Genomic DNA, 21,128 nt, shown 5'->3' with positions numbered 1-21,128 from the left:
GCTCATTCCCACACCACCCCACTGCGTAGAACCACCCCCCTCTCGGCTGCCAGACCCGGCAATTGCCCCAGCGTCCTCACCCATGTTGGGAGAGTGAACAGGTGGACTGGACAGGGAAGGCACCGGAGACGAGGAAGCATCCGGACAGGGCGGCCAAGGCGCATCGAGCTGCTCGCCATCGACTCCACGGTCGGTGGGGAGGTCTGCGAAGGGGGTGGTGGCGTCGTGCTCGTAGGCCTCGTCTCCCCTGATGGATCGACGTGTTGAAACGGATCGAGCAGGGGTGGATGCGTGGCGGGTTAGCGTACGTTCTGGGTGCCCGAGGAGCGTCGAGTGGCGGGGGACAGGGTGCCTGTCACCGGGTCCAGGGCCTGGGCCGCTGGAGTGGACTGCACGGTTTCTGTGCGCAAGTCTGCGCAACGTTGAGGCCGGGATCTTGTTGCGTTGCTCGGGCCCACAACTTCCCGCGGTTGAGGAGATGCCGTGCCAGATCCGGTGATCGAAAACCCCTTGCGCGGCGAGGAAGCCTTTTGGGACGTCAAGGGCGATGAGGCCGCTTGGTCCCGGGCCGCCCAGCTCGTCGGCCTCGGCCTCCAGCTCGCCGGACAGGGAGAGACTCTCCGGGCGGACGACGATGCTTCTGACTTGCTCATCCCCGAGGTGCCGGACCTGCGCGCCCCATTCCCCGCCGAGTACGCCGAGCTCTACATTCAAGACCATCTTCGTACCCGAATGCCATTCCCGTGGCGTCAGTTTCCCGGATGGTCCCAGCCGATCACGAGCTACATCCAAGACCAAATCACTCCAGCCCCGCAGCGGTGGTGGACGGAGTTCGGCGGATTCGAAGAGAGCGTGGCGCCGCAGCTCTATCAGGCGATCAGGGAGGACGAGGACCCAGCTGCTGCAGCGGCTTCCCTGCTCCACATCAGCCAGCTGAGCCGCCACCGCATCGTGCGCGTCGCCGCAGCAGCTTCGCTCGCCAACTTCCGCACCAGACTCTCCTGGCCCACAATCGAGGCCCTTGCGGAGGGCTGTTCATCCTCCAATGGCACGATTCAGCAGATGGCTGTCGACGCTCTGCTCCGTATCGCTCCTAGCCATCCGGTTCTGACCGAGCTGCGAGAACAGCAGGAACCGGACGAGGAGAACGGCACCGACGAGGCTCACACCTCGATCATCGTGCCCGGTACATGGACCAGGTTCAAAAGGCCATCATGGTGGCGGCCGGGAGAACCGCTCTTCTCCTACCTCCAAAACGAGCCCGGCGGCAGTGAGCCCTCCGACGGAACCTTCGAACCCATCGGAAACGACCTGTACGCGCAGGACAACTACTTCCGATGGCCCACGGGTCTCACGGTCAGCGACCGCGCCGCCGGTGCACACAAGTTGGCTGGCTGGGCAGTCCGCCACGGGTGCACAAACGGCTTCTCCAAGGTATTTGCCCACAGCCACGGCGGAAACGTCGCACTTCTCGCAGCGGCCAGCCACAAGATTGACATCGACTTGCTGGTCATGATCGCGACGCCGCCGCACCAGCGTTCCAGCTTGGAGTGGGCGGCCATCTCGCAGCGCGTCAACCGCATCGTGTCGCTGCGTCCCCGCTTCGACCTGGTCGTTTGGCTCGACCGTGCCTGGTCATCCATCAGGGACATCACTGTGACTGGCGAGTTCCCCTCCGACCGAGTGTGCAGCCTTAAAGTACCCGTGTGGTACGGGCACTCGGTGCTCACGCAGCCTGAGATCTGGACGAAGTACCGCCTCGCAACTGAGTTGGCATCCGAGTGGGAGACCAGCCAGCCTCCACCCGACGGACTCCTTCCGTGAACAAGACTGGCTACGCCCTTTATGCCACCGCCCTGGCCACGATCCACGATGCCTTCTCCTGCGACAGGGGCGAGAACCCTGCGTGGGTGGACCCCGGAGCGACGCCTGCGCTGTCCCGGGCGGCTCGGAGGCGACGAATTCGCCTTCCTACTGCGCAACGCCCAGCACGTGCAGCAGGACCTCGGCGCGCTCGCTCAGCCGGTGCGCCTCGGCCGTCCACCACGGCGTGACGCTGCAGGTCGGCATCTCGCCGCCCGCGTTGCTGACCTTATGCCGATAAGGCCGGCGAAGAGGGCTGGCGTCTCGGGGTAGATGGCCATTGCAATGGCGCTCATGCCGTCCTCCTGTGCGGATTGTCGATATCGGGGTTCGAGTGGATCACCATGCCTGAGCGGGAGGTTCGCCCTCAACACGCTGAACCTCACAGTAATGTGCGCGGTGGCCATGACTAGCACATGTTCAACCAACTGGCGCCGAGGCAGGGCCAGTTCCAGTCGCAGATCCATGCGGCACCGGTTGCGTCGATGAGGACGTTGTCCTGGCGGAGGTCGTGGTGGAGAACCGCATCGCCGACCACGGCTCTTCGCCATCGAAGTCCCAGCCCGGCAAGAGCGTCCATCCTGTCGGCGGGTACCCATGCTGGCAGGATGTCCACACTGGTGGCACCGCTGGTGAGGTCACGCCAGTCGACGAAGTCACTGCCATCGCCGATCGGCTTGAGCCCGACCTCCTGGAGTTCCGCTGAGGGCGATGGGAGCGCCTCGGCCTTGATCGTGCAGGCGTCGAGGGTTGAGGCGAGCCCGTTAGGCTTCCAGGGAGCCATGGGCATGCGGCCGCCAGCGATCGCGTCGAAGCCAAGGACGATCCATCCGTCTTCCTTCTCCTCGGCCCACCGGAGGCGGGGTGCCGGCACTTCAATCGGGAGGGCCTGGTGGATCAATGCCTCTCGCTGGTAGCAGTCGGCGATCACCGCGTTGTTGTTGGCGTTGACTGCCTTGACGAACTCGGGCGCGCCAGCTCCACGGAGCACGGCGGCGAAGCCGCTGGTGAGCCCGCTTCCGGCGCTCGGCGTTGCGTCCACTACACCGCCTAGGCGTCGGGAGATGACCCGCCGCATGTCCTGCGGGAGGTCGTGCCAGCGCGGGCGCACGGCCGTGGCGCTGTACTGAAGCCGCGGGGTGACGGTGTTCGGCACTCCGTCAGGGTGAGGGAAGTACATCGGTCTGCGCGACGAAATTCTCACAAGCATCTGGCGCTGGTGCACGCTGCCCAGCCTCACTGCGGGACGTCCCCGCGGTTCCTGGTGCAGCCGCCGCTTTACCCGGCCGAGCAGTATCGGCTCGACCGCCCGGATGGACGCTATTCGCCCGTGGAGCTCGCCATCCGGCGCGGCATGGGCAAGTGAATCGTCGGGACCGGACGGATCCCGGTTGGGTGCTACGGCGTTGTGTTGGCTGCGAGGTTCCGGGTGGTGACGCTGTCTTCGCAGGCGGCGGCGAAGGCGGCGAGGTCAGTACCGCGAGAGGGCCGTCGTCGCGGAGCCACGAGGCTGGTGGTTGATGCTGGGCCGCAACATCGGTCCGGTGAGTTCTGGTGGAGCTTGTAGACCATCCAGCAGTTGAATGATCTTGTCGATGTTGGTCAGCTTGCGGGCTCCGGACTCGAGCATCGACAGGAAGGCTTGGCTCAAGCCGGTGATTGCGGCTATGTCGTCTTGGCGGATCCCACCGTGCCGCCTAATCAGCTGGCACATGCGCCCGAATTCGCGGTTGACCAAGGCTTGCCGGACGTCGGGTAACTGCCAGATGTTCATGGGGACGCTGCGCGCGGTCCCTGCCTGGTGCCGGGTGTCGCGGCTGCAACCGGCACACAAGTCTTCCCCGTTGTACCGACTCAGATGGCATCGACAGAGGCTGCAGAGCCGGGTGCCGCCAGCAGGTGTGGGAGTGTCCGCGTCAATGCGTTCCGTGCCTGGTGGCGATAGGGCGGCCTCTGACGAGCGTCGAGACGAGTAGTCACCGCTGGCCATCCCATTCGTGCGTCCGCTCGGGCAGCTCCTGGATGGGTCGCTCAAGGCTTTCGCGCCGGGGAGCGCCGTGCTCAGTCCCTGATCGGGCACCGGTTGCCTCCGTTAGTCCGTGGTGCCCTCAGGTTGGCGCCCGTCATGACGAAGGACCCGGACATACTGTCCGGGTCCAATTCCTCTTGTTCTTAATGCTATTGATGGGTTGTCAGGCACCCGCTCTGCCAGCCTCGTCCAGTACGGCTTCCCACGGGTACCGGCGGCCCGGCATCCCTGCCCGCGGCTCGGCGAGCGGCCACACCTCGTCTCCGCAGATCAACCGCACCCCCGAATCGTGCAGGGCTTTGATGTGTCCCTCCCATGCAGGGTGGCGGGTATGCGCGGCGTTCACCCGGGGCCAGACAATCACGGGGAGGTCCAGTGTGCCGATGGCCTCGTTGACCTGTGTCAACGCCTGGTTGTCTGAGATTCCCAGGGCGAGCTTGGCGACGGTGTTGGCGCTCGCTGGGGCGACGACGTAGCAGTCGACTGGCGGATGCGGCCGTGAGTCACCCGGCAGGCGCGGTTCGGCCCGTACGGGAAGGCCGGTCAGCCCTTCGAGCTCCGTAGTCTCCCCGCTCGCGCGGAGCCACTGACCCGCGGTCGGCGTGAGCGTGACTGCGACCGTCCAGCCTCGTTCGAGCGCCGGTATCACGAGCCCTGTACGCAGTTCCTCGACCCCGCCGGCGCTCGATCCCACGACGCCCAACACCTTGCCTCGCACCGAACTCACTGCACCGCCCTGCATCGTTGGGCCATGGCCAGCAGCTCGGACGAGTGGCTGCCACCCGTGACCGGGGACTGTTTCCTCAGGTCGCGAAGGGTCTCGCGTACGCGTGGATTGTTCCGTACGAGTTGCGGCGAGGTGCGTTCGGCCTCCCGCAGCTCGCTGAATGACTCGTCGACGCGACCGGTGAGGCAGAGGCCGCGGGCGTAGTCGATGCGATGGGACACGGCGCGTTCCGCCGGCATGTGGGAGACGTCGATGCCGCCATGCTCGACGACGTGCGGGATGTTCTCCAGGTCAAGCTCGATCGACAGGCGGTGCAGCTCGACGTTCGTCGGGCCGAAGCACGTCTGCCAGTGGTTCTCGTCGGTGCCGAGCCGGTCGGCGAGCCGCTTCGCTTTCTCCAGCAGGGAGTTGGCGGTGTGGCGATCCTGGTGACGTGCGGCGGCCACAGCGGCTCGCAGATGAATCATGCCGAGCAGGCTCAAGGCGGCCGGGTCGTCGTCGCGAACCTGTCCCGCGAGCCAGGCCGCCGCTGTATCGCCCAGTTCGAGGGCGTCCGAGTAGCGCCCGTTGGCCAGCAGTGCGTGCGTGCCGGAGCGGGCGGCGGACACGAGGGACAGCGGGTCCTCGGATTCGTCGGCGGCCCGCATGGCGCGCTCGGCCGCGAGCCACGAGAGGTCGGACTCGCCGACCTTGGCGAGGGTGGTCGCCGCGAGGTGATGCGTGCGAGCCGAGACGGCGAGGCCGCGTCGGCGCTGATCGCCACTCGGAAGGTCTTCCAGCTGCTGGGCAGTCCTGAGCAGACCGGGAAGGGCGGCGATGACATCCCCAAGAACGCCGGCCTGGTAGTCGCTCCAGCTGCGTTCGACGAAGACCTGCGCCTGATCCGGCCGCGGCAACTGCCGCTCCGCCGTACGACCGAACAGCAGCTTGGACAGACGTCGAGGGCTCATCAGCGCATCGCGGACGGCTGGCACGTCGTCCATGTGCTTCTCTCCGTCCTCTAGGAGGACAGGCTGCCCCAGCAAGTCGCCGAGCGGGACCCGCAGTACACGGGCGAGCTCGGCGAGCTTGTCGATCCTCGGCGGCTTGCGCACACCTCGCTCGATCTTCGACAGCCAGTCGGTGCTGTGCCCGACGAGCCCGGCGAGCACAGGCTGCGTATAGCCCCGGCGCTCACGGTAGAACGCGATCCGCTCTCCGACGCTGAGGTGATCCCCAAGACCACGCATACACGCTGCCTCCCTGACGGTTGGTCCGTCATCCACGTTAGCGGCCGAGCAGACCCTCGATGTGAGGGAGTGATTCGAGCTGCTGTGCCGTGGTTAACATCCGCTATCGGGCGTAGAACGGGCCGGACACTCTGTCCGGCTACACCAACAGGTCCACGAGGAGCCAGCGCGTTGCATGTCCGCCAACAGGGCCAATGCTCGATGCCCTGGCGGAACTACTTGCGTGGCGGTGCAAGTGGGAATCTCCAATCCGCTTCAGTTCCGCCGACTCCGACTTCGGGACTTACCCGAACCGGGCGAGCGTCCCTCGCGACGTCTGGATCTCCTTGTTGCAGGGTGCGGCGAGAACTGCGGCATGTCCTGGAGTGCAAGGAGTTCACCGAGACGGAGGCCCAGCTTCCGGACTTGGGTGGACTGGACGCGCGGGTCTGGACGACGGACGAGGGCCCGAAAGGGCTATTCGATGCCCGAGACAGCGGGTGGGATCACCGGGGAGGCTCATCGCACCCGCCTAGGCTTGGCAGATGGCGAACCGGAGACAGCAGACGACGTACGTGGGCGAGTGGTGGCTGCCTGAGCGGCCAGATCAGGTGCTGAACGGCACACTGACAGTGGGCCCTCATTATCCGGAGCTTGAACTGTACGACCGAGCTTCGTCGCCCGCAGGTGGCGCCTCGGAACCTTTCGAGCCTCCTGTGATCCACGGCCTCAGCATGGGCACCAAGCTGACACTCCTTACGAACGTGCAGACTGACGCCCCCGCAGCCGGTAAGGGCGAGCACCGAGTGGTCCATCGGCGTTTGATCGTGGGCACAGTGCTGATCGGCGGCTCCCACCTGCGAGAAGAAGCCGTCCGGTTTAACCGGGCCTCCCTGCGTCTGACCTATCTGGACGAATGGGTCAACCGGTCGCCGTACAACTGGGAGGAGGGCCCGCCCGAATCGCTGCAGGTAGTCGACGATCTAGCGAATCTGACGGCATCGGTCCCCGGTTGCGAGATCGTTTTGGGCAGAACCTGGAGTTCGCACTTCAATCGGCTGGCGGATGCCGGGTTCAGCAGCCACGAGGTGATCGAGCTTCGGCTCGACGAACGAGTTCCGCTCAACGAGCTGGAGTACCTGTTCGTCCGCCCGCTTGAACAACTGCTTACCCTGGCCGCTGGCTTTCACAGCAAGGCGCTCGACCTTCAGGTGGGCAACGACGACGGTGACGTCCTGGCCTGGGAGTTGACCGCGCACTCCGTCCGGCGCCGGAGGCCCGATCAGGACCAGGTCGAGCGGCCGGTGGTCCGCCCGCACATGCGATTCGGGATGAACAGCAACGGCTACCCGCCGGACATCGACTTCGGGGACTTGGTGCCCATCTGGTTCGAGCTGCAAGCACGCTTGTCAGGCGTCTGCGATCTGATCTTCTCTCTCCGCTCTGACACCGACGGCTACCTGCAACAGCATCTGTTCACGATTGCTTCAGCGGTCGAAGGTCTGCACCGCGGACTCAATCCACAGCTGGAGGAAAAGACTGCCGACGATCGAGCCCGAAACACTGCAATCCTTGAGGCCGTACAAGAGAACTACCCAGAGCACCGCGAGTGGCTGAGGAACGTCATCGGGAATGCGCACCGTAAGAGCTACGCCTTCCGGATTCAGGAGTTGCTGCAAGAAGCCGGCGAGGTGATGGTTGGCGTTTTGGGGGACCAGGACAAGTGGTTCCGGAAGCTTCGCGATGTCCGCAACGAGCTCGGCCACGTACTGTCCTCGAAGACGACCGTGGACCAGATGGTGGGGATGCTTTCCTCAGCCCTTCTTCTCGCCGAGGCCGTTCTACTTCGCCGGCTCGGGTTCACCGAGGCCGAGTGCCGCCGGTCGCTGAACTACCGCTGGGAACGGGAGAACGTAGGCGCCCTGGTGAAGAAGGGGTTCCCTGAGTGGTTTCCGGATTCTGTCAAGACGCGGGCTAGGTAAGCACCGTCTGCTGGGGGCCGGGTTCCTATATTGGACGCGCCGTTGGCGGCAAGCCCGCCATCAACTACGAGGCAGACAGGGTCCGTTGGGTCCATCCGGACAGCCTCGGCACCCTCGATATCCATCCCAGCATGCACGAGCAGATCGGCCACTACCTGGCCAGCGCCTACCCTCATCTGGGTAACAAGCTCAAAGCGTCATGCCCGCGGCGTCCGCCGCCGCCTGCACCCGGGCCACACAGGCGTGGATCTCGGGCGCGGCGCGCCGGATGAACCGCCCCACCACGCTGTCCGCCCCGTAGCGGCACAGGATCTCGGCCACGCGTTCCTCGGACGTTGTGCGCTCCCCGTCCGGTGTGGTGGTCATGTCGCAATACACCAGCGCATCAACGAGCAACGCATCGTCGAGCAGGGGAAATTCGTCGGCGAGTTCCTTGTGGAGATGGCGTTCCTCCGCTTCCAGCAAGGCGAAGGAGTGGTTGGCTACAAGCCTCATAACGCGGCTGTCCATGACCGGGGCACCGCGTAGGTGTCGCGCGCCGTCAAGAGGATGGAATCCCGTGACAACGAGCGGTGGCGCATAGCCAATGTCGTGCAGGACAGCAGCCGCTTCGAGCAGCGAAGCCCTGTCCTGGACGACAGCGGCGAGTCGTCGAGCGCAGGCCGCCACACCCTGCGTGTGCGCCCACCTTCGTGGCAGGCTGTCCTGCAGCAGGCTGGCGGCTATCTCGTGAGCCTGCTCCACGTCAACTACCGTCACGGTTGGTCCAATCCGCCATATGACGGGCAGGTTCGAGGCGCGGATCTTCGGGGTGCGCGTCTGGGCAGGGTACAGGCAACGGAGAGGCACCTGACATACCGAGTCACGAGTTGACTCAGCCAGTGGATTCAGCGACTCCTCAAGGACGTCCCCTACATTGGCGACTGCCGCGCCCCGTTTGCACGCTCACTACTGACATTGGCCCTCGCACGGTGCCACTGCAAGGTCATTTCAAGCCCCTCTCGCACAGTCACCGGCGTGGTGTCCGGGAACAGTGATCGGAGGCGTCCGCTGTCCGCGCTTGAGTGAGCAACATCGCCAGGCCGCGGCGCGGTGTGAGCCACGGAGGCACTGGAGCCGCATACGGCCCCGATCTCGCCGATCAACTCCTTGAGTGAGATGTCGGCGCCGAAGGCAAGGTTGACGGGGGACGGATGGGAGATTTTGTGGAGGGCCGCGTCCGTAAGGACTTCACAGACGGTGCCGACGAAGGTGAAGTCGCGGGTCTGGGTTCCGTCTCCGTGCACGGTGATGGGCTGGCCGGTAAGTGTGGCGTGGATCCACTTCGGGATGACCGCAGCGTAGGGGTGGTCGGCACGCTGTCCGGGGCCGTACACGTTGAAGAAGCGAAAGGGCAGGACGGGCAAGTCGTAGCTGTAGTGGTATGCGCTCAGGTACGCCTCCGTGGCGAGTTTCGTCACCGCGTAGGGACTCATCGGCGTTGTGGGTAATTTTTCGTGTTTCGGAAGGTGCGGTGTGGCGCCGTAGACCGAGGAGGAGGAAGCGGCGATTACGTGCACGTTGCCGGCTCGTCGGGCGGCTTCGAGGACTTGGAGGGTTCCGGTTGCGTTGGCGTGGTGGCTGGCCAAGGGGTTCTTCACGGAGCGCGGTACGGATGGCAGGGCGGCGAGGTGGATGATCGCGTCCGCGCCGTGGAACGTCTGGTCCAAGAGTTCGGCGTCCTGAACGTCGCCCTCGACGAAGCGGATGTCGAGGTCTGCAAGATTGTCTTTGGAGCCGGTGGAGAGGTTGTCGATCACCCGGATCTGGTTGGTCTTGGGGTGGCCGGCCAGGGTCCGGGCAAGGTTGCTGCCGATGAATCCGGCGCCGCCAGTGATCACGATGTCCACGGAGGGGTTCCCTTCAGAGAGCGTCGACGTGTGCGCCGACGAGTCGACGACGGCAGTCGAGGATGTACGTGGCGTGGGCGGTGATCGTCGGGTAGTCGAAGGCGTCATGGTCGGCGAGCAGGACCACGGCGTCGGCCGCCGCGAGTCGCTCAGGCGTGACGTCAACTCGCTGGACCGTTGAGAGGTTGGCGGCGCGAGGGTGCGCGTCGTCAAGGACGTGCGGGTCGGCTGCCTGGATCTCGGCTCCCATGCTGGTGAGCAGCTCGGCGATCCGTGTGGCCGGGGTTTCCCGCGCGTCTCCGGTGTTGGCCTTGTAGGCGAGACCGAGCAGCAAAATCCGGGATCCGTTGAGGGATTTCTTGCGCTCGTTGAGTCCGTCGACGAGGCGGCGGACGACGTAGTCGGGCATGTGGTTGTTGACGTCGTTCGCAAGTTCGACGAAGCGGAAGTTGCGCCCAAGGGCGCGTTGAACGCGCCAGGACAGGTACGACGGGTCGATGGGCAGGCAGTGGCCTCCCACCCCCGGGCCTGGGGTGAAGCGCATGAACCCGAACGGTTTGGTGGATGCGGCGTCGATGGCGGCCCAGACGTCGATGTCGAGTTCGTGGGCGAAGATCGCCAGTTCGTTGGCGAGCGCGATGTTCACGTGCCGGAAGGTGTTCTCCAGCAGTTTCGTCAGCTCGGCCTCCTTGCAACTGGAGACCGGCACGATCGTGTCAACGCACGATGAGTAGAAGCGGCGGATGGCTTCTGTGGATGGGCCGTCGATACCGGAGATGACTTTGGGGGTGTTCTCCAGCCTCCAGTTCGGATTGCCGGGGTCGATACGTTCGGGGCTGTAACCGAGGTGGAAGTCGATGCCGGCGGTGAGGCCGGAGGCGTGTTCAAGGAGCGGGCCGAAGAGCTCCTCGGTGGTCCCCGGGTAGGTGGTGGACTCCAGGACGACGGTCGCTCCTCGCCCGAGATGTCTGCCGAGCGTCAGGGCCGCATCCTCTACATGCGACAGGTCCGGCACGCCTTCGCGCAGTGGCGTCGGGACGGTGACGATCGCGATGTCGAAATCCGCGCAGTCGGAGGCGTCGATGCTCGGGCGGTAGGCGCCGGATGCGAGGAGCGGGGCCAGCCGTGCGTTCGGAATGTCCTCCACGTAGGACTCCCCGACTATGAGGCGCTTCACTCGCTGTGCGTCAACATCGAAGCCAACGACGAGGTGCCCCACTTCGGCTGCTCTGACCGCGAGCGGAAGCCCCACGTATCCCTGCCCCACGATGACCACGCGGAGCTGCGGGCACTTGGAATTCTCGATCATGCTGTCCACCTCGCTGTAGTGGTGAGAAGGCAGTGCTTGCGGACATGCGGCGGTGCGGTGGCCTTAAGATGGGCCTGCCTCGGCCGTACGAGACTCGCTTGGCCGCCTGTCTCGGACGGCCGAGTGCCTTTCCAGCCGCGCCCTGGGCTCCTGGAAATCCGCAGGAAGGGCGTTCCCCAGGTTCGATACGATGACCGTGGCTTGCAGCTTCGATCCGTCACCGTGTGTGACGTCACCGTGCGACTTGAGTGGTCGCGTCGGCTGCAGCCTCCCGACTTGGGCCCCGCCGTGGCACTGTCACCGGCGCCGTACGTACGAAATGGAGCATCCAAGGATGGCTCGACACCTGGTCACCAGCGCGCTTCCCTACATCAACGGGATCAAGCACCTGGGCAACATGGTCGGGTCGATGCTTCCGGCGGATGTGTACTCCCGGTACCTCCGCCAGCGTGGCCACGACGTCCTCTACATCTGCGCCACCGACGAGCACGGCACGCCCGCCGAGCTGGCCGCCAAGGAGAAGGGGCTGCCGGTCGCCGAGTTCTGCGCGCAGGCGCACGACGCGCAGAAGGCCGTGTACGACGGGTTCGAGCTGGCCTTCGACCACTTCGGTCGCAGCTCCAGCCAACAGAACGTGGAGATCACCCAGCACTTCGCGCGGAAGCTGAACGAGAACGGCTTCATCGAGGAGCGGGCGATCCGGCAGGTGTACTCCCCCGCCGACGGCCGTTTCCTCCCCGACCGCTACGTCGAGGGCACCTGCCCGCACTGCGGCTACGACAAGGCGCGCGGCGACCAGTGCGAGAACTGCACCCGCGTCCTGGACCCGACGGACCTGATCGACCCGCGGTCGGCAATCAGCGGCTCCACCGAGCTTGAGGTCCGCGAGACCAGGCACCTCTTCCTGCTGCAGTCGAAGCTGCAGGGTGAGGTCGAGGCGTGGATCGACGAGGTCGGCGACGAGTGGCCGCAGCTCTCCTCGTCCATCGCCCGCAAGTGGCTGACGGAAGGTCTCCACGACCGTGCGATCACCCGCGACCTGGACTGGGGTGTACCGGTGCCGGCCGACACTTGGCCAGAGCTCGCGGCCGAGGGCAAGGTCTTCTACGTCTGGTTCGACGCCCCGATCGAGTACATCGGCGCGACGAAGGAGTGGTCGGACGCCGCCTCGGACGGTGAGACTCGGGACTGGAAGTCGTGGTGGTACGAGGCCGACGACGTCCGGTACACGGAGTTCATGGGTAAGGACAATGTCCCCTTCCACACGGTGATGTTCCCGGCCACCGAGCTCGGAGTGCGCGAGCCGTGGAAGATGGTCGACTACGTCAAGAGCTTCAACTGGCTGAACTACTACGGCGGAAAGTTCTCCACCTCGCAGGGCCGCGGCGTCTTCACCCACCACGCCCTGGAGATCCTCCCGGCCGACTACTGGCGCTACTTCATGATGGCGAACGCCCCCGAGTCGGACGACACGTCGTTCACCTGGGAGCACTTCGCCGCCACGGTTAACAAGGACCTGGCCGATACCCTCGGCAACTTCGTCAACCGCGTGCTGTCCTTCTCCCGGAAGCGGTTCGGCGACGAGGTCCCGGCCGGACACGCAACAGGTGAGACGGAGGTGAAGCTCGGCGACGAGATCACGCGCCTGCTCGCCGAGTACGAGGAGCAGATGGAGACCCTCCAGTTCCGGAAGGCCGCGGCCGCGCTGCGCGCCCTGTGGTCCGCGGGCAACTCCTACCTGGAGGAGAAGGCCCCCTGGCTGGAGATCAAAACTGACCCCGAGGGCGCCGCGCTGACCCTGCGGACGGCGATGAACCTGATCCATCTGTACTCGATCGTCTCGGAGCCGTTCATCCCCGCCTCGGCCGCCGCCATGCGTGGTGCCTTCGCTCTGGATGGCGACACCGCGACTTGGGTCACAGCCGAGCAGACCAAGTCCCTGGACGCGGTCCCCGCCGGTACGGCGTTCACCGTGCCGCCGGTCCTCTTCGCGAAGATCACGGAAGAGGACCTGGAGTCCTACCGGACCCGCTTCGGCGGGGCCGACGCCTGACGTTTCCTTCCACGCCCGTACCGGTCCCGGCTTCATCGGGCGGTACGGGCGGTGAGGTGGGCCAGCTCGGCGGGCAGCCCGTTCATCAGCCGGATCCGAGGGGCGTCCTCGACGCTCTCGACCCACGTCACGGAACCGGATCCGGGCACGTACTCGAGGTAGTGCTCGAAGCCGCGCCGCGTGAGCTTCAGCAAGAGGCACGCGATGCCGCCGCCGTGGCCGACCAGGACAGTTGTGCGGTTCGGTCCAGCGCAGACCTCGTCCCACAGGCGCACGTAGCGGGCTTGTACGTCTTCGGATGATTCCCCTCCCGGCGTGCGGAGTTGGTAGATGGGGACACCCTGGCTAGCCGCCTCCGCCGCCGCGAGGCCCCTGGGCCGGCCGCCAAGATGACCGCTGTTCTTCGCGGCCAGCCGGTCGTCCACGCGTGCGTCCGTCGGTGAGAGCGCGGCGGCAAGGAGTGCGGCCGACTCACGGCATCGGGACATCGGGCTGACCAGCATCTGATCAGCCGCGATTCCGGCGGCGGCGAGGGCGTTGCCAACGGTGCGGATGTCGTCGCGTCCGCGCTTGCTGAGTGTGCCGCCGACCGCCTGGCCCTGGTGGATGCCGCGGGCGTTCTCCTCGGTCTCACCGTGCTTGATCAGGTAGATGTGCTTCGAGTGCATGCGGACCTGTCCCCTTCCCTTGATTAGTCCCAGTCGCGGACGTCGACGAAGTCGGAGACGGCGGCGACGAGCTGATCATGGTCGGCTCGGCTCATGGCGGGGAAGCGGTCGTAGTGCCACTCGATGTAGAGGACGGAGATGAGGTTGATCGTCCCGTCGGCGACCAGTTTCGTGAGTACGGGGTACTCGGCGCCCTCGATGTCCATCTTCACGGCGACGTGATCGTTCGGGGTGACGGTCCGGCGTAGCCAGGCGCTGAAGTCGGTCGTCGGCACGGATATGGGAGTGCTGTAGTCGATCTGTTGGTCGTACATCGGCGGCACCCGCTTGCCGGGCATCACGGTGGAGCTCTCGTGATGGCCGAGGAAGAGGTCGATCGTCCCGTCATGGGTCCATACCGCGCTGTGAGAGATCTCGACGCGGGGCGAGCGATCGGCCCGCTCGACCTGCTGGTGGATGGACGGCAGCAGTTCTTTGTTGGGCTCGAAGGCGTAGAAGTCGTGGTCCGGGAGCTCGTTGATGAAGCGGTTCAGGACGACTCCGAGGTTCGTTCCGCAGTCGATGAAGACCTTGCGCATGGGGTACTCCCGTAGTCAGGGGTGGGCGTGAGGAGTGCGATCTCTTTCACGGTGCGATCAGTGAGCAGTAGGAAGCCGCCGGTGTCTGGCCGGTAGAAGCGTTCCTGGTAGCGGATGGTGATGCGGCTGACTGGCTCCTCGCCGCGGTAGGGAGGCAGGTCGCCCCAGTGGTAGAGCTGGCCGCCCGGTGCCTTCAGGCTGTGCAGTGACCGAGGCAGGGGGCCCTTCGGAGTACCGGTGTTGAGGCGGGTGAACATCGTGGTCAGGAACGCGATGTGCTCGCGCGTCTGTACCTGGTCCGTCTGCCGCTGGCCGTAGGTCTGTTTGAGCGCCTGCAACTTGTCCTGGTCGCCGTCAGATTGGACGAGGAGGTCACGTAGCTGCTGGTCCCAGACGATGCCGAGATGTCCGTGGACTATGGGCTCGGCGGTGAGGAAGTAGCCCAGGACGCGGCCGAATTCACGCTCGTACGGGCACATGAAGTCGTTGTAGAGGCCCAGCTTCGTGCCGGAGACAGTCTCCACCTGCCAGTGGATGCGTGCGGTGAAGGGCGAGTCCCACCAGCCCAAGTGCCAAGGCTTCCAGAGGAGATCAGCGGCGCTGAGCAGGATTACCACGAGCGCGATCAGCACGGCGGGCCAGCCGAACACGATGTCGTAGCCCTGCTCGGGCGACAGCGTGACAGCGATCACGAGGGCGATGTTGGTGCAGATGTTCTCCCAGAAGAGGATGCCGGAGGCGAGGGCGACGGCCAGATTGAACAGGGCGGTGGCCACCAGGGCCGCGATCAGGAGCCGCCGGTCGAGGAAGGCGACGAGTCCGACAAGTTCGATGGCCACCGTGAGGAAGTTGGCTGGTCGATCGACGACGCGTGCCCCACGCAGTACGCGGGAAACGGTGTCGGCTCGCAGGAACCGTGCCCAGCCCCAGCAGTATGCGGAGGCGATGAGGTAGTGGGTGCGGTTGTGCCAGACCCACGACCATGGGCGGGGCCCCAAGCGGGCCTTGCTCCAGGCCGGCTTGACGTAGTGAGACAGCGAGACGCAGCCGAGGACCAGCAGCAGTCCGGGTGCGGACACTCGGGGGCCGATGGCAAGCGCGACGAGGAACCAGGCGAGGTACGCCTTGAGTAGCCGCAGGGGCATCATCGCGTGATGCCTCCAGCCGCGCAGCTTGCCGCAGTACACAGCGAGCCACGGCAGCAGGGCCGGTGTCCACAAGCACGAGGCGACCGCGAGGAGTAGCAGAAGCTGCTTGTCGCGGCGCTGTGGCCCGATGGGCTGGGTCACGTCATAGTCGCTGGTGGCTCCCTGCCAGGTGAGCAGCGCAATTACGAGGACGGCAACCCACCGGAGCGGGCCCGGGTCGGGCAGCGGGCGGAACGCAAGGAGCACGGCGGGCACGACGGCATAGATGGCAGCCCGCAGTGCTCTGGGCGTTCGGGCGAGGGCGCGTACGGCGGGTGAGACGGCGAATCGGTAGCAGACGACGACGGCGAGCACAGCTCCCGCGGTTTCCACGGAGGTATGGAGCGGAGCGATCTCCATGACCGTCTACCGGACAGACTGTGTGGTGACGCGCCCGGTTGCCGCGGGCAGGCTCTCCAGGTAGGAGGCGATCCGCTCACGGGGGTCGGACGTGAGGTGCTGGTCGCGGTGGCGTATGACGTTGTGGCGAAGCTCGCGGCTGCGGTTGAGGAAGTCGAGTATCGCTGCGCGGTCGATGCCCGGTGCCCAGGTGCCGAGTTCCGCCTCGTGGACGACCTTGGCGCACCAGTGCTGGTCGTATGTGGGCAGCGGCACCAGGTGGACAGGTTTGCCGAGGACGAAGGCTTCGCTGATGAGGTTGAAGCCAGCGTTGGAGAAGACAGCCTCGGATCGCGCCATGTCGGTGATGAATGCCTGGCGGTCGAAGGTGCAGATCTCGATCTGTCCGTCGGCGTACTGGCGGAGGTTCTCGACCTCATCCGTGTGCGCATAGATGCGCAGGGCGCGGTCAGGAACGTACTGGCGGAAGACCTCGGCGAGCGTGCGGACGGACTCCTCGGGGCCGTGATCGAAGTACCGCGAGAAGTAGGCCGTGGCAAGAGGTTCGGTGGTGACCGGCGCTGAGCGGACGAGGTCGGGGACGATGGGGGCGATGAACTCCAGCGTCTGGTCGTTGGCCTCCAGGGGGACGTAGGAGCAGATGAAGGAGCGGTCGGCGCGGGGCGTGAAGTAGCGCAGTCGCTGCTCGTCGGCGGTGCGGGCGTATCGGCCGACCGTCGGCAGGTCGAGGTGCCGGTACTTGCTCTGCTGGTCGATGGAGATCAGCGGCTTGCCGAAGTGGTAGGCCAGGCGCGGGGTGTTGGGCTCGTAGTCGGTGATGAAAACGTCTGGGACACCGGTGTCCCAGACGGCGCGGCGCAGGCGCAGGTGCTGAGCGAGGCCGGCGGGCGCCTGTCGGATGTTGGCGCGTACCGCGTCGCTGGTGTGGATGCGGTCACCGCGGGCGAGGAGCGAAGGCATCCAGCCGCCCCAGGCGGGAAAGCCGAGGTTCTTGAAGTAGTCGACGCGCGCACGTCCGTTGGTGACGATTCGCACCTGGTGTCCGCGGTCGCGGAGGTACTGGGCGATCACGCTCTGTCTGACTGAGTGCCCCATTCCGATGCCGTTGACTCCGATGATCACGTTGAGGGGCTGTGCGAGTCCGAACACGACGATCCCTTCGTCAAGCGAGGCGGGTGATGACGTTGCGGGTGATGGCCGCGACCTGGGGGTCGGTGACCAGTAGGCGGGGCCAGTCGGTGGTGGCTGCGGTGAAGACCGTGCCGACAGCGGTGTAGAGGCCGAGGGTTGCCGCTCGGGGGCTGGGCATCGGTTCCCGGGCGGCGAAGTTCCACTCCGAGGAGAGTGGCGCGATGCCGAGGATCTCGAAGTTCTTGGGGGTGCCGTCCTGGCCCGCTGGGCGGGGTCGTCCGAGCTCGTCGATCTCGTACGCTGCGCCGTCGCACTCGTAGCCGATCAGTGCGCTGTCGCGGCCGAGGGTGTCGCCGGTCTTCAGGCCGGTTCCGGTGAACATCCAGTGGTCGGCGCCGGTGATGGTGAACCCGAGAGGCGTGCGGGGGCCGTCCCAGTGACCACCGCCGTTGCGGTAGCTCACTCCGAGCAGGGAGTTCTCGGGTTCTGTCTCCCACCAATGGTCCGGGCATCCGTACGAGCTGTCGGGGTCGGTCCCGGCGGGTGCTTCGGGCGGGAACTTGATGCAGTCAAGGCCCGCTCCATCCAAGGAGACGTTCACCCGCCACCAGCAGGTGTTGGCCCCGAAGTTGGAGATGTTGCCTCCCGCATCCCGGAATGTGGTGACGTTCCGGCGGGTCTGGGCGCTCCAGTACTCGTCGTGGCCGGCGGAAACCAAGAGCCGGTATCCATCGCCGAGGAGCCGTCCTTCGTGAAGGTCGAGGTCCGTGCAGTAGTCGGCGTCGATCCCGTTGTCCTCCATCCACGAGATGAAGGGCGCGTCCCAGTGCGCGAAGGTCTGGCGAGGGGAGGAGGTGTCGTACGGGTCGGGCAGGCCCTTGACGGGGCCTCCTACACCGCCTCCGGGGCGGCGTAACGTCACTCTGGAGGCGGTGTACAGGCTGCCTCCGCCCGAAGTGTTGTACGCGTGGTAGGTGAAGGTCGGGATCTTGTAGAGGATCCTTCGGGCCGAGGGAGCGGCCGGTGTGACGACTAGCAGCATCCTGGCGTCCCGCGAGTCCATGGACGGTGTGCCGGATGTCGGCTCCGCGCTCAGAACCGCGATGTAGACCCCGGACTTCCAGTCGTGCGGTACACGGAACTCGTATGCGGGCCATTGCCAGTCCTCGTCGAACCGGCCCTGGGCGGCGGCTCGTCCCGGCCACTCGACGTGCCCCGTGTGCCGTGGAGTAGTCCCCCAGCGGTAGAAGTCGACGTGGAACCGGGGAGCTTCTGTGGCGACATGCAGTCGGACTACGTCGCCGGCGCGCACGCTTGGACGCGCGGGATAGCCGTTGACGCTGATCACTTGTGGCTCCGGGGCCGGGCGATGCCGCCGACGTGGTACGGGTCGAACTGCTCGACGTGGGCCTCCCACCCGAGGTCGTTCAGCTGCCGGGTGAGTCCCGCCGAGTCGTGCAACACCTTGACGGCGAGGTGCTGGGTGCCGTCGGCGAGGGTGCGGAGCACGGTCGGTACCTGCTCCTCGGGCACCTGCTCTTCGATCTCCGCCTTCGCCCGCGAGTCGTCGAGGAAGACCACGCGGCCACCGGGCTTCAGGGCCAGCCGCAGCATGTCCCAGAAGCTGGCCATCTCCGCGGGCGGTACGTGGCTGAGCCAGAAGGCGAAGAAGACGGTGTCGTATTGGCGGTCGGGCTCCCATCGGAAGATGTCCGCCTCGATGAAGCGTGTGGCCGTGTTCTGCATCTGGCCTCGGGCGACATCCAGCATCTCGGGGGCGGCGTCAAGCGCCGTCAGGTTGTTCGTGCGACGTGAGAGCAGCTGGGTCCACTGGCCCGTACCGCACGCCAGTTCCAGAACGTCGCCGCCTATCGGCCACGTGTCGAGGGCCTTCTTGAGCTGGGGCATGCGCATCCGTTCGGCGTACGAGGCGTCGTATTCGGAGGCTCGTGCGCGGTAGTAGGCGATCTGGCGCTGCGACCACTCGCCGAACGGGTGCTTTTCGTGTGTGGTGGTGTGCATGGTGATCCCTCTCTGTACGCATGGCGGTGCTGCCGCGCTGGCTGCGCAAGCGGCTGGGGAGATGGGGGAATCGGTGAGCTGCTGCTCGATGAGCCACCGGGTCGTGCCGACGCATAACGTTCTTCGGGAATCGGGCTAGCCGAGCTGCGGGCCTCGGCATCGCGACAGTCCTCAACGGTGCTGGATGCTATGCGGAGACGCACATCTCGGCGGTGATATCACAGGCGTCATGTAGCAGCGGTTGGTGTCGAGTAGTCGTATCGACGCCGACTCGGTGGGAAGAGAGGCATCACGGTGCCCGCGCGACCGCAGCATGGGTCCGGTGAGCTCCTGCGGAGCTTGCAAGCCCTCGAGGAGTTGGACGATCTTGTCGATGTTGGTCAGCTTGCGGTTTCCGGATTCGAGCATCGACAGGAACGCCTGACTCAGGCCCGTAAACGCGGCTACATCTTCTTGCCGGAGCTGGCCGAGCTTGCGAATGAGACGGCAGAGTTCACCGAACTCTCGATTGAACAAGGCCTGTTGGATGACCGGTAAGCACCAGAGGCGTGCGGGTACGGCGGGGTGTACGGGCTGCCGAGTGAACACGCTACGAACGCAGGCGGTGCAGTGGTCCTCTCGGTTGTACCTGCTCAGGCGGAACCCGCACCCCTGGCAGCGTCGAGACCCCTTTCCGGTCGTGGATGCCTGGGTGGCGTTCAGCGCCGACATGACGATCGTCTCCTTCGCGGGGCAGCCAGAACCTCAAGGGATGGGCACCGGCTCGCGCCGCCAGCCTCATCGACGCCAAGTAAGCCTGATTCCAAGCCAACTCGTCAGTGGACAGGGTTAACAGACCCCCCGGTTAACTGTTAACTTCCCACGTCAGGCGAGGCTTTGACCGCATGATGGTGGGTGCCGGCGGCGACTTCTCTGGGGGTGAGCGATGAAGGCGAAGAACAAACTGCAGGGGGTGCGGCAGAACCTCGGGTGGGCGCAGGCTGATCTGATCGACGCCCTGCTGGATACCGCGGAACGGCTCGGCGTCGAGTCGCCCAGTCGTACCAGTTGGAAAACCCTCATCTCGATGTACGAGAACAGTCGACGCCCGGTGAGCGCCGACCATCGGCTGCTGTTTCGCGAGGTGTATCAGACGACGGACGAGGAGCTCGGCTTCCCCGCGAGTGAGGGGATACCAGAGCGGTCGACACCACCCGACTTGCCTGGCCTTCGCAGCAAACTGCCTGTTCCGGTGAACCCGGAGATGCTGAAGTACTTGACCTCCGTCCTGGAGCAGCATGCCCAGGCTGAGCCACTCGTGGGCCCACGGTTCCTCGTAGCACCCGTGCAGAGCCAGATGCCGCTCATCGAGCAGATGTGCCTCGAAGCCTACGGACCGTTACGGGAGAGAGTGCTGCGGCTGGGAGCGCGGTACGCCGAGTTCCTGGGCTGGTTGTATCAGGACACGGGCGACTCATCCGCGGCCATGCGGTGGACAAGCCAAGCCATGGACTACGCGCAGGAGCTGGGGGACGCGTCACTCATCGCGTACATCTTTCAGCGGCGCAGCAACATCGCCACCGAAGCCGGACACGCCGGGCATGGCGCTGGGCTCGCCAGTGCGGCCCTTCGATATGCCTCAGAACTGTCACCGCGAGTGCACGCCGTTGTACTGCGCCAACTCGCCAACAGCAAAGCCAGTCTGGGGGAACAGGCCGAAACCGCGCGCGCCATCGATGAGGCCCTTTCGGCTGCGGGCAGTGGCGACGACTCTGATCCGATGGCCGGGTACTGCTCGGTGGCGTACGTCGAGATGGAGAGCGCGAACTGCGCTGTCCGGCTGGAGCAGCCGGACAGCGCAGTGGAAATCTTCCGGGCGAGTCTGACGCACTGGCCGGCGGTGCAAGAACGTGACCGCGGCCTGTGCCTTGCCCGCCTCGCAACGGCGGACGCCATTCTGGGCGATGTGGCGGGCGCCCATACGGCCGCCGAGCAGGCACTCGGTATCATGGAGCGAACGGGGTCGGCCCGCATCCGGAGCGAGTTGCACAGGCTGCAGCCTCGCCTTGCGCCGTGGCGCAAGCTCGTGGAAGTTTCAGAGCTGAACCAGGCGCTGGATAGGACAAAGGGCGCCGATACCTAA

Annotated in this window: 18 protein-coding genes and 1 pseudogene; 5 read left to right on the top strand and 14 right to left on the bottom strand. The window is 65.7% G+C overall.

Going from position 1 to position 21,128, the window contains the following annotated elements:
- The first annotated feature begins 483 nt into the window (after positions 1-483).
- Positions 484-1,824 carry a hypothetical protein gene (locus ACWFRU_RS17785; RefSeq protein WP_453687933.1) on the top strand — a complete coding sequence of 447 codons (1,341 nt, stop codon included), beginning with the start codon at positions 484-486 and terminating at the stop codon, positions 1,822-1,824.
- 448 nt (positions 1,825-2,272) lie between these two features.
- On the opposite strand, the gene ACWFRU_RS17780 is transcribed toward ACWFRU_RS17785, so the two are convergent.
- Entirely contained in the window at positions 2,273-3,019 is a 747-nt protein-coding gene (locus tag ACWFRU_RS17780) for a hypothetical protein (protein ID WP_453687931.1), read from the bottom strand.
- A gap of 51 nt (positions 3,020-3,070) precedes the next feature.
- Between ACWFRU_RS17780 and ACWFRU_RS17775 the strand changes: the two are divergent.
- Positions 3,071-3,299, top strand: a pseudogene (locus tag ACWFRU_RS17775) (hypothetical protein); the annotation flags it as partial.
- Between the two features lie 35 nt (positions 3,300-3,334).
- On the opposite strand, the gene ACWFRU_RS17770 reads toward ACWFRU_RS17775, so the two are convergent.
- From ACWFRU_RS17770 to ACWFRU_RS17760, 3 genes are all read right to left on the bottom strand, one after another.
- Positions 3,335-3,637 carry a helix-turn-helix domain-containing protein gene (locus ACWFRU_RS17770; protein ID WP_453687929.1) on the bottom strand — a complete coding sequence of 101 codons (303 nt, stop codon included), beginning with the start codon at positions 3,635-3,637 and terminating at the stop codon, positions 3,335-3,337.
- A gap of 418 nt (positions 3,638-4,055) precedes the next feature.
- A complete protein-coding gene (locus ACWFRU_RS17765; protein WP_453687927.1) occupies positions 4,056-4,586 on the bottom strand; it encodes a flavoprotein in 531 nt (176 codons plus the stop codon).
- A gap of 29 nt (positions 4,587-4,615) precedes the next feature.
- Positions 4,616-5,848 (bottom strand): helix-turn-helix domain-containing protein, encoded by a 1,233-nt coding sequence (locus ACWFRU_RS17760; protein WP_453687925.1) that lies wholly within the window; start codon positions 5,846-5,848, stop codon positions 4,616-4,618.
- A 524-nt stretch (positions 5,849-6,372) separates the two neighbouring features.
- On the opposite strand from ACWFRU_RS17760, the gene ACWFRU_RS17755 reads away from it, so the two are divergent.
- On the top strand, positions 6,373-7,809 hold the full coding sequence (locus tag ACWFRU_RS17755; protein ID WP_453687923.1) for an ApeA N-terminal domain 1-containing protein: 1,437 nt from the start codon (positions 6,373-6,375) through the stop codon (positions 7,807-7,809).
- A gap of 189 nt (positions 7,810-7,998) precedes the next feature.
- Here the strand turns inward: ACWFRU_RS17755 and ACWFRU_RS17750 are convergent, their stop codons facing one another.
- The 3 genes from ACWFRU_RS17750 to ACWFRU_RS17740 all read right to left on the bottom strand — a co-directional run bounded on the left by ACWFRU_RS17750 (position 7,999) and on the right by ACWFRU_RS17740 (position 11,007).
- Positions 7,999-8,553, bottom strand: a complete 555-nt coding sequence (locus tag ACWFRU_RS17750; RefSeq protein WP_453687921.1) for an HD domain-containing protein — start codon at positions 8,551-8,553, stop codon at positions 7,999-8,001.
- A 167-nt stretch (positions 8,554-8,720) separates the two neighbouring features.
- Entirely contained in the window at positions 8,721-9,698 is a 978-nt protein-coding gene (locus tag ACWFRU_RS17745) for an NAD-dependent epimerase/dehydratase family protein (protein WP_453687919.1), read from the bottom strand.
- Positions 9,699-9,711: 13 nt separating this feature from the next.
- Entirely contained in the window at positions 9,712-11,007 is a 1,296-nt protein-coding gene (locus ACWFRU_RS17740; RefSeq protein ID WP_453687917.1) for a nucleotide sugar dehydrogenase, read from the bottom strand.
- Positions 11,008-11,341: 334 nt separating this feature from the next.
- Between ACWFRU_RS17740 and metG the strand changes: the two genes are divergently transcribed.
- Entirely contained in the window at positions 11,342-13,060 is a 1,719-nt protein-coding gene (gene metG, locus ACWFRU_RS17735; RefSeq protein ID WP_453687915.1) for a methionine--tRNA ligase, read from the top strand.
- 32 nt (positions 13,061-13,092) lie between these two features.
- Here metG and ACWFRU_RS17730 read toward each other — a convergent pair whose 3' ends face one another.
- The 7 genes from ACWFRU_RS17730 to ACWFRU_RS17700 form a co-directional block, all read right to left on the bottom strand.
- Positions 13,093-13,728 carry a histidine phosphatase family protein gene (locus tag ACWFRU_RS17730; RefSeq protein ID WP_453687913.1) on the bottom strand — a complete coding sequence of 212 codons (636 nt, stop codon included), beginning with the start codon at positions 13,726-13,728 and terminating at the stop codon, positions 13,093-13,095.
- A 23-nt stretch (positions 13,729-13,751) separates the two neighbouring features.
- Entirely contained in the window at positions 13,752-14,306 is a 555-nt protein-coding gene (locus ACWFRU_RS17725; RefSeq protein WP_453687911.1) for an FkbM family methyltransferase, read from the bottom strand.
- The gene (locus tag ACWFRU_RS17720) at positions 14,258-15,853 is read right to left on the bottom strand and encodes a hypothetical protein (RefSeq protein WP_453687910.1); all 1,596 of its coding nucleotides are present in this window, start codon (positions 15,851-15,853) and stop codon (positions 14,258-14,260) included. The genes ACWFRU_RS17725 and ACWFRU_RS17720 overlap by 49 nt, the downstream gene beginning before the upstream one ends.
- A 6-nt stretch (positions 15,854-15,859) precedes the next feature.
- A complete protein-coding gene (locus ACWFRU_RS17715; protein WP_453687908.1) occupies positions 15,860-17,002 on the bottom strand; it encodes a glycosyltransferase family protein in 1,143 nt (380 codons plus the stop codon).
- Positions 17,003-17,015: 13 nt separating this feature from the next.
- The gene (locus ACWFRU_RS17710) at positions 17,016-18,332 is read right to left on the bottom strand and encodes a N,N-dimethylformamidase beta subunit family domain-containing protein (protein ID WP_453687907.1); all 1,317 of its coding nucleotides are present in this window, start codon (positions 18,330-18,332) and stop codon (positions 17,016-17,018) included.
- Positions 18,329-19,006: a class I SAM-dependent methyltransferase gene (locus tag ACWFRU_RS17705; RefSeq protein WP_453687905.1), complete on the bottom strand. Its 678-nt coding sequence runs from the start codon at positions 19,004-19,006 to the stop codon at positions 18,329-18,331. The genes ACWFRU_RS17710 and ACWFRU_RS17705 overlap by 4 nt, the downstream gene beginning before the upstream one ends.
- 171 nt (positions 19,007-19,177) lie before the next feature.
- Entirely contained in the window at positions 19,178-19,717 is a 540-nt protein-coding gene (locus tag ACWFRU_RS17700; protein ID WP_453687904.1) for a helix-turn-helix domain-containing protein, read from the bottom strand.
- A 214-nt stretch (positions 19,718-19,931) separates the two neighbouring features.
- Here ACWFRU_RS17700 and ACWFRU_RS17695 point away from each other — a divergent pair, with 214 nt between their 5' ends.
- Positions 19,932-21,128 (top strand): hypothetical protein, encoded by a 1,197-nt coding sequence (locus ACWFRU_RS17695; protein ID WP_453687902.1) that lies wholly within the window; start codon positions 19,932-19,934, stop codon positions 21,126-21,128.

The sequence above is a fragment of the Streptomyces sp. NPDC055099 genome, assembly GCF_053607685.1.
The sequence above is the reverse complement of the archived record's forward strand: the minus strand, read 5'-3'. Positions and strand labels throughout refer to the sequence as shown.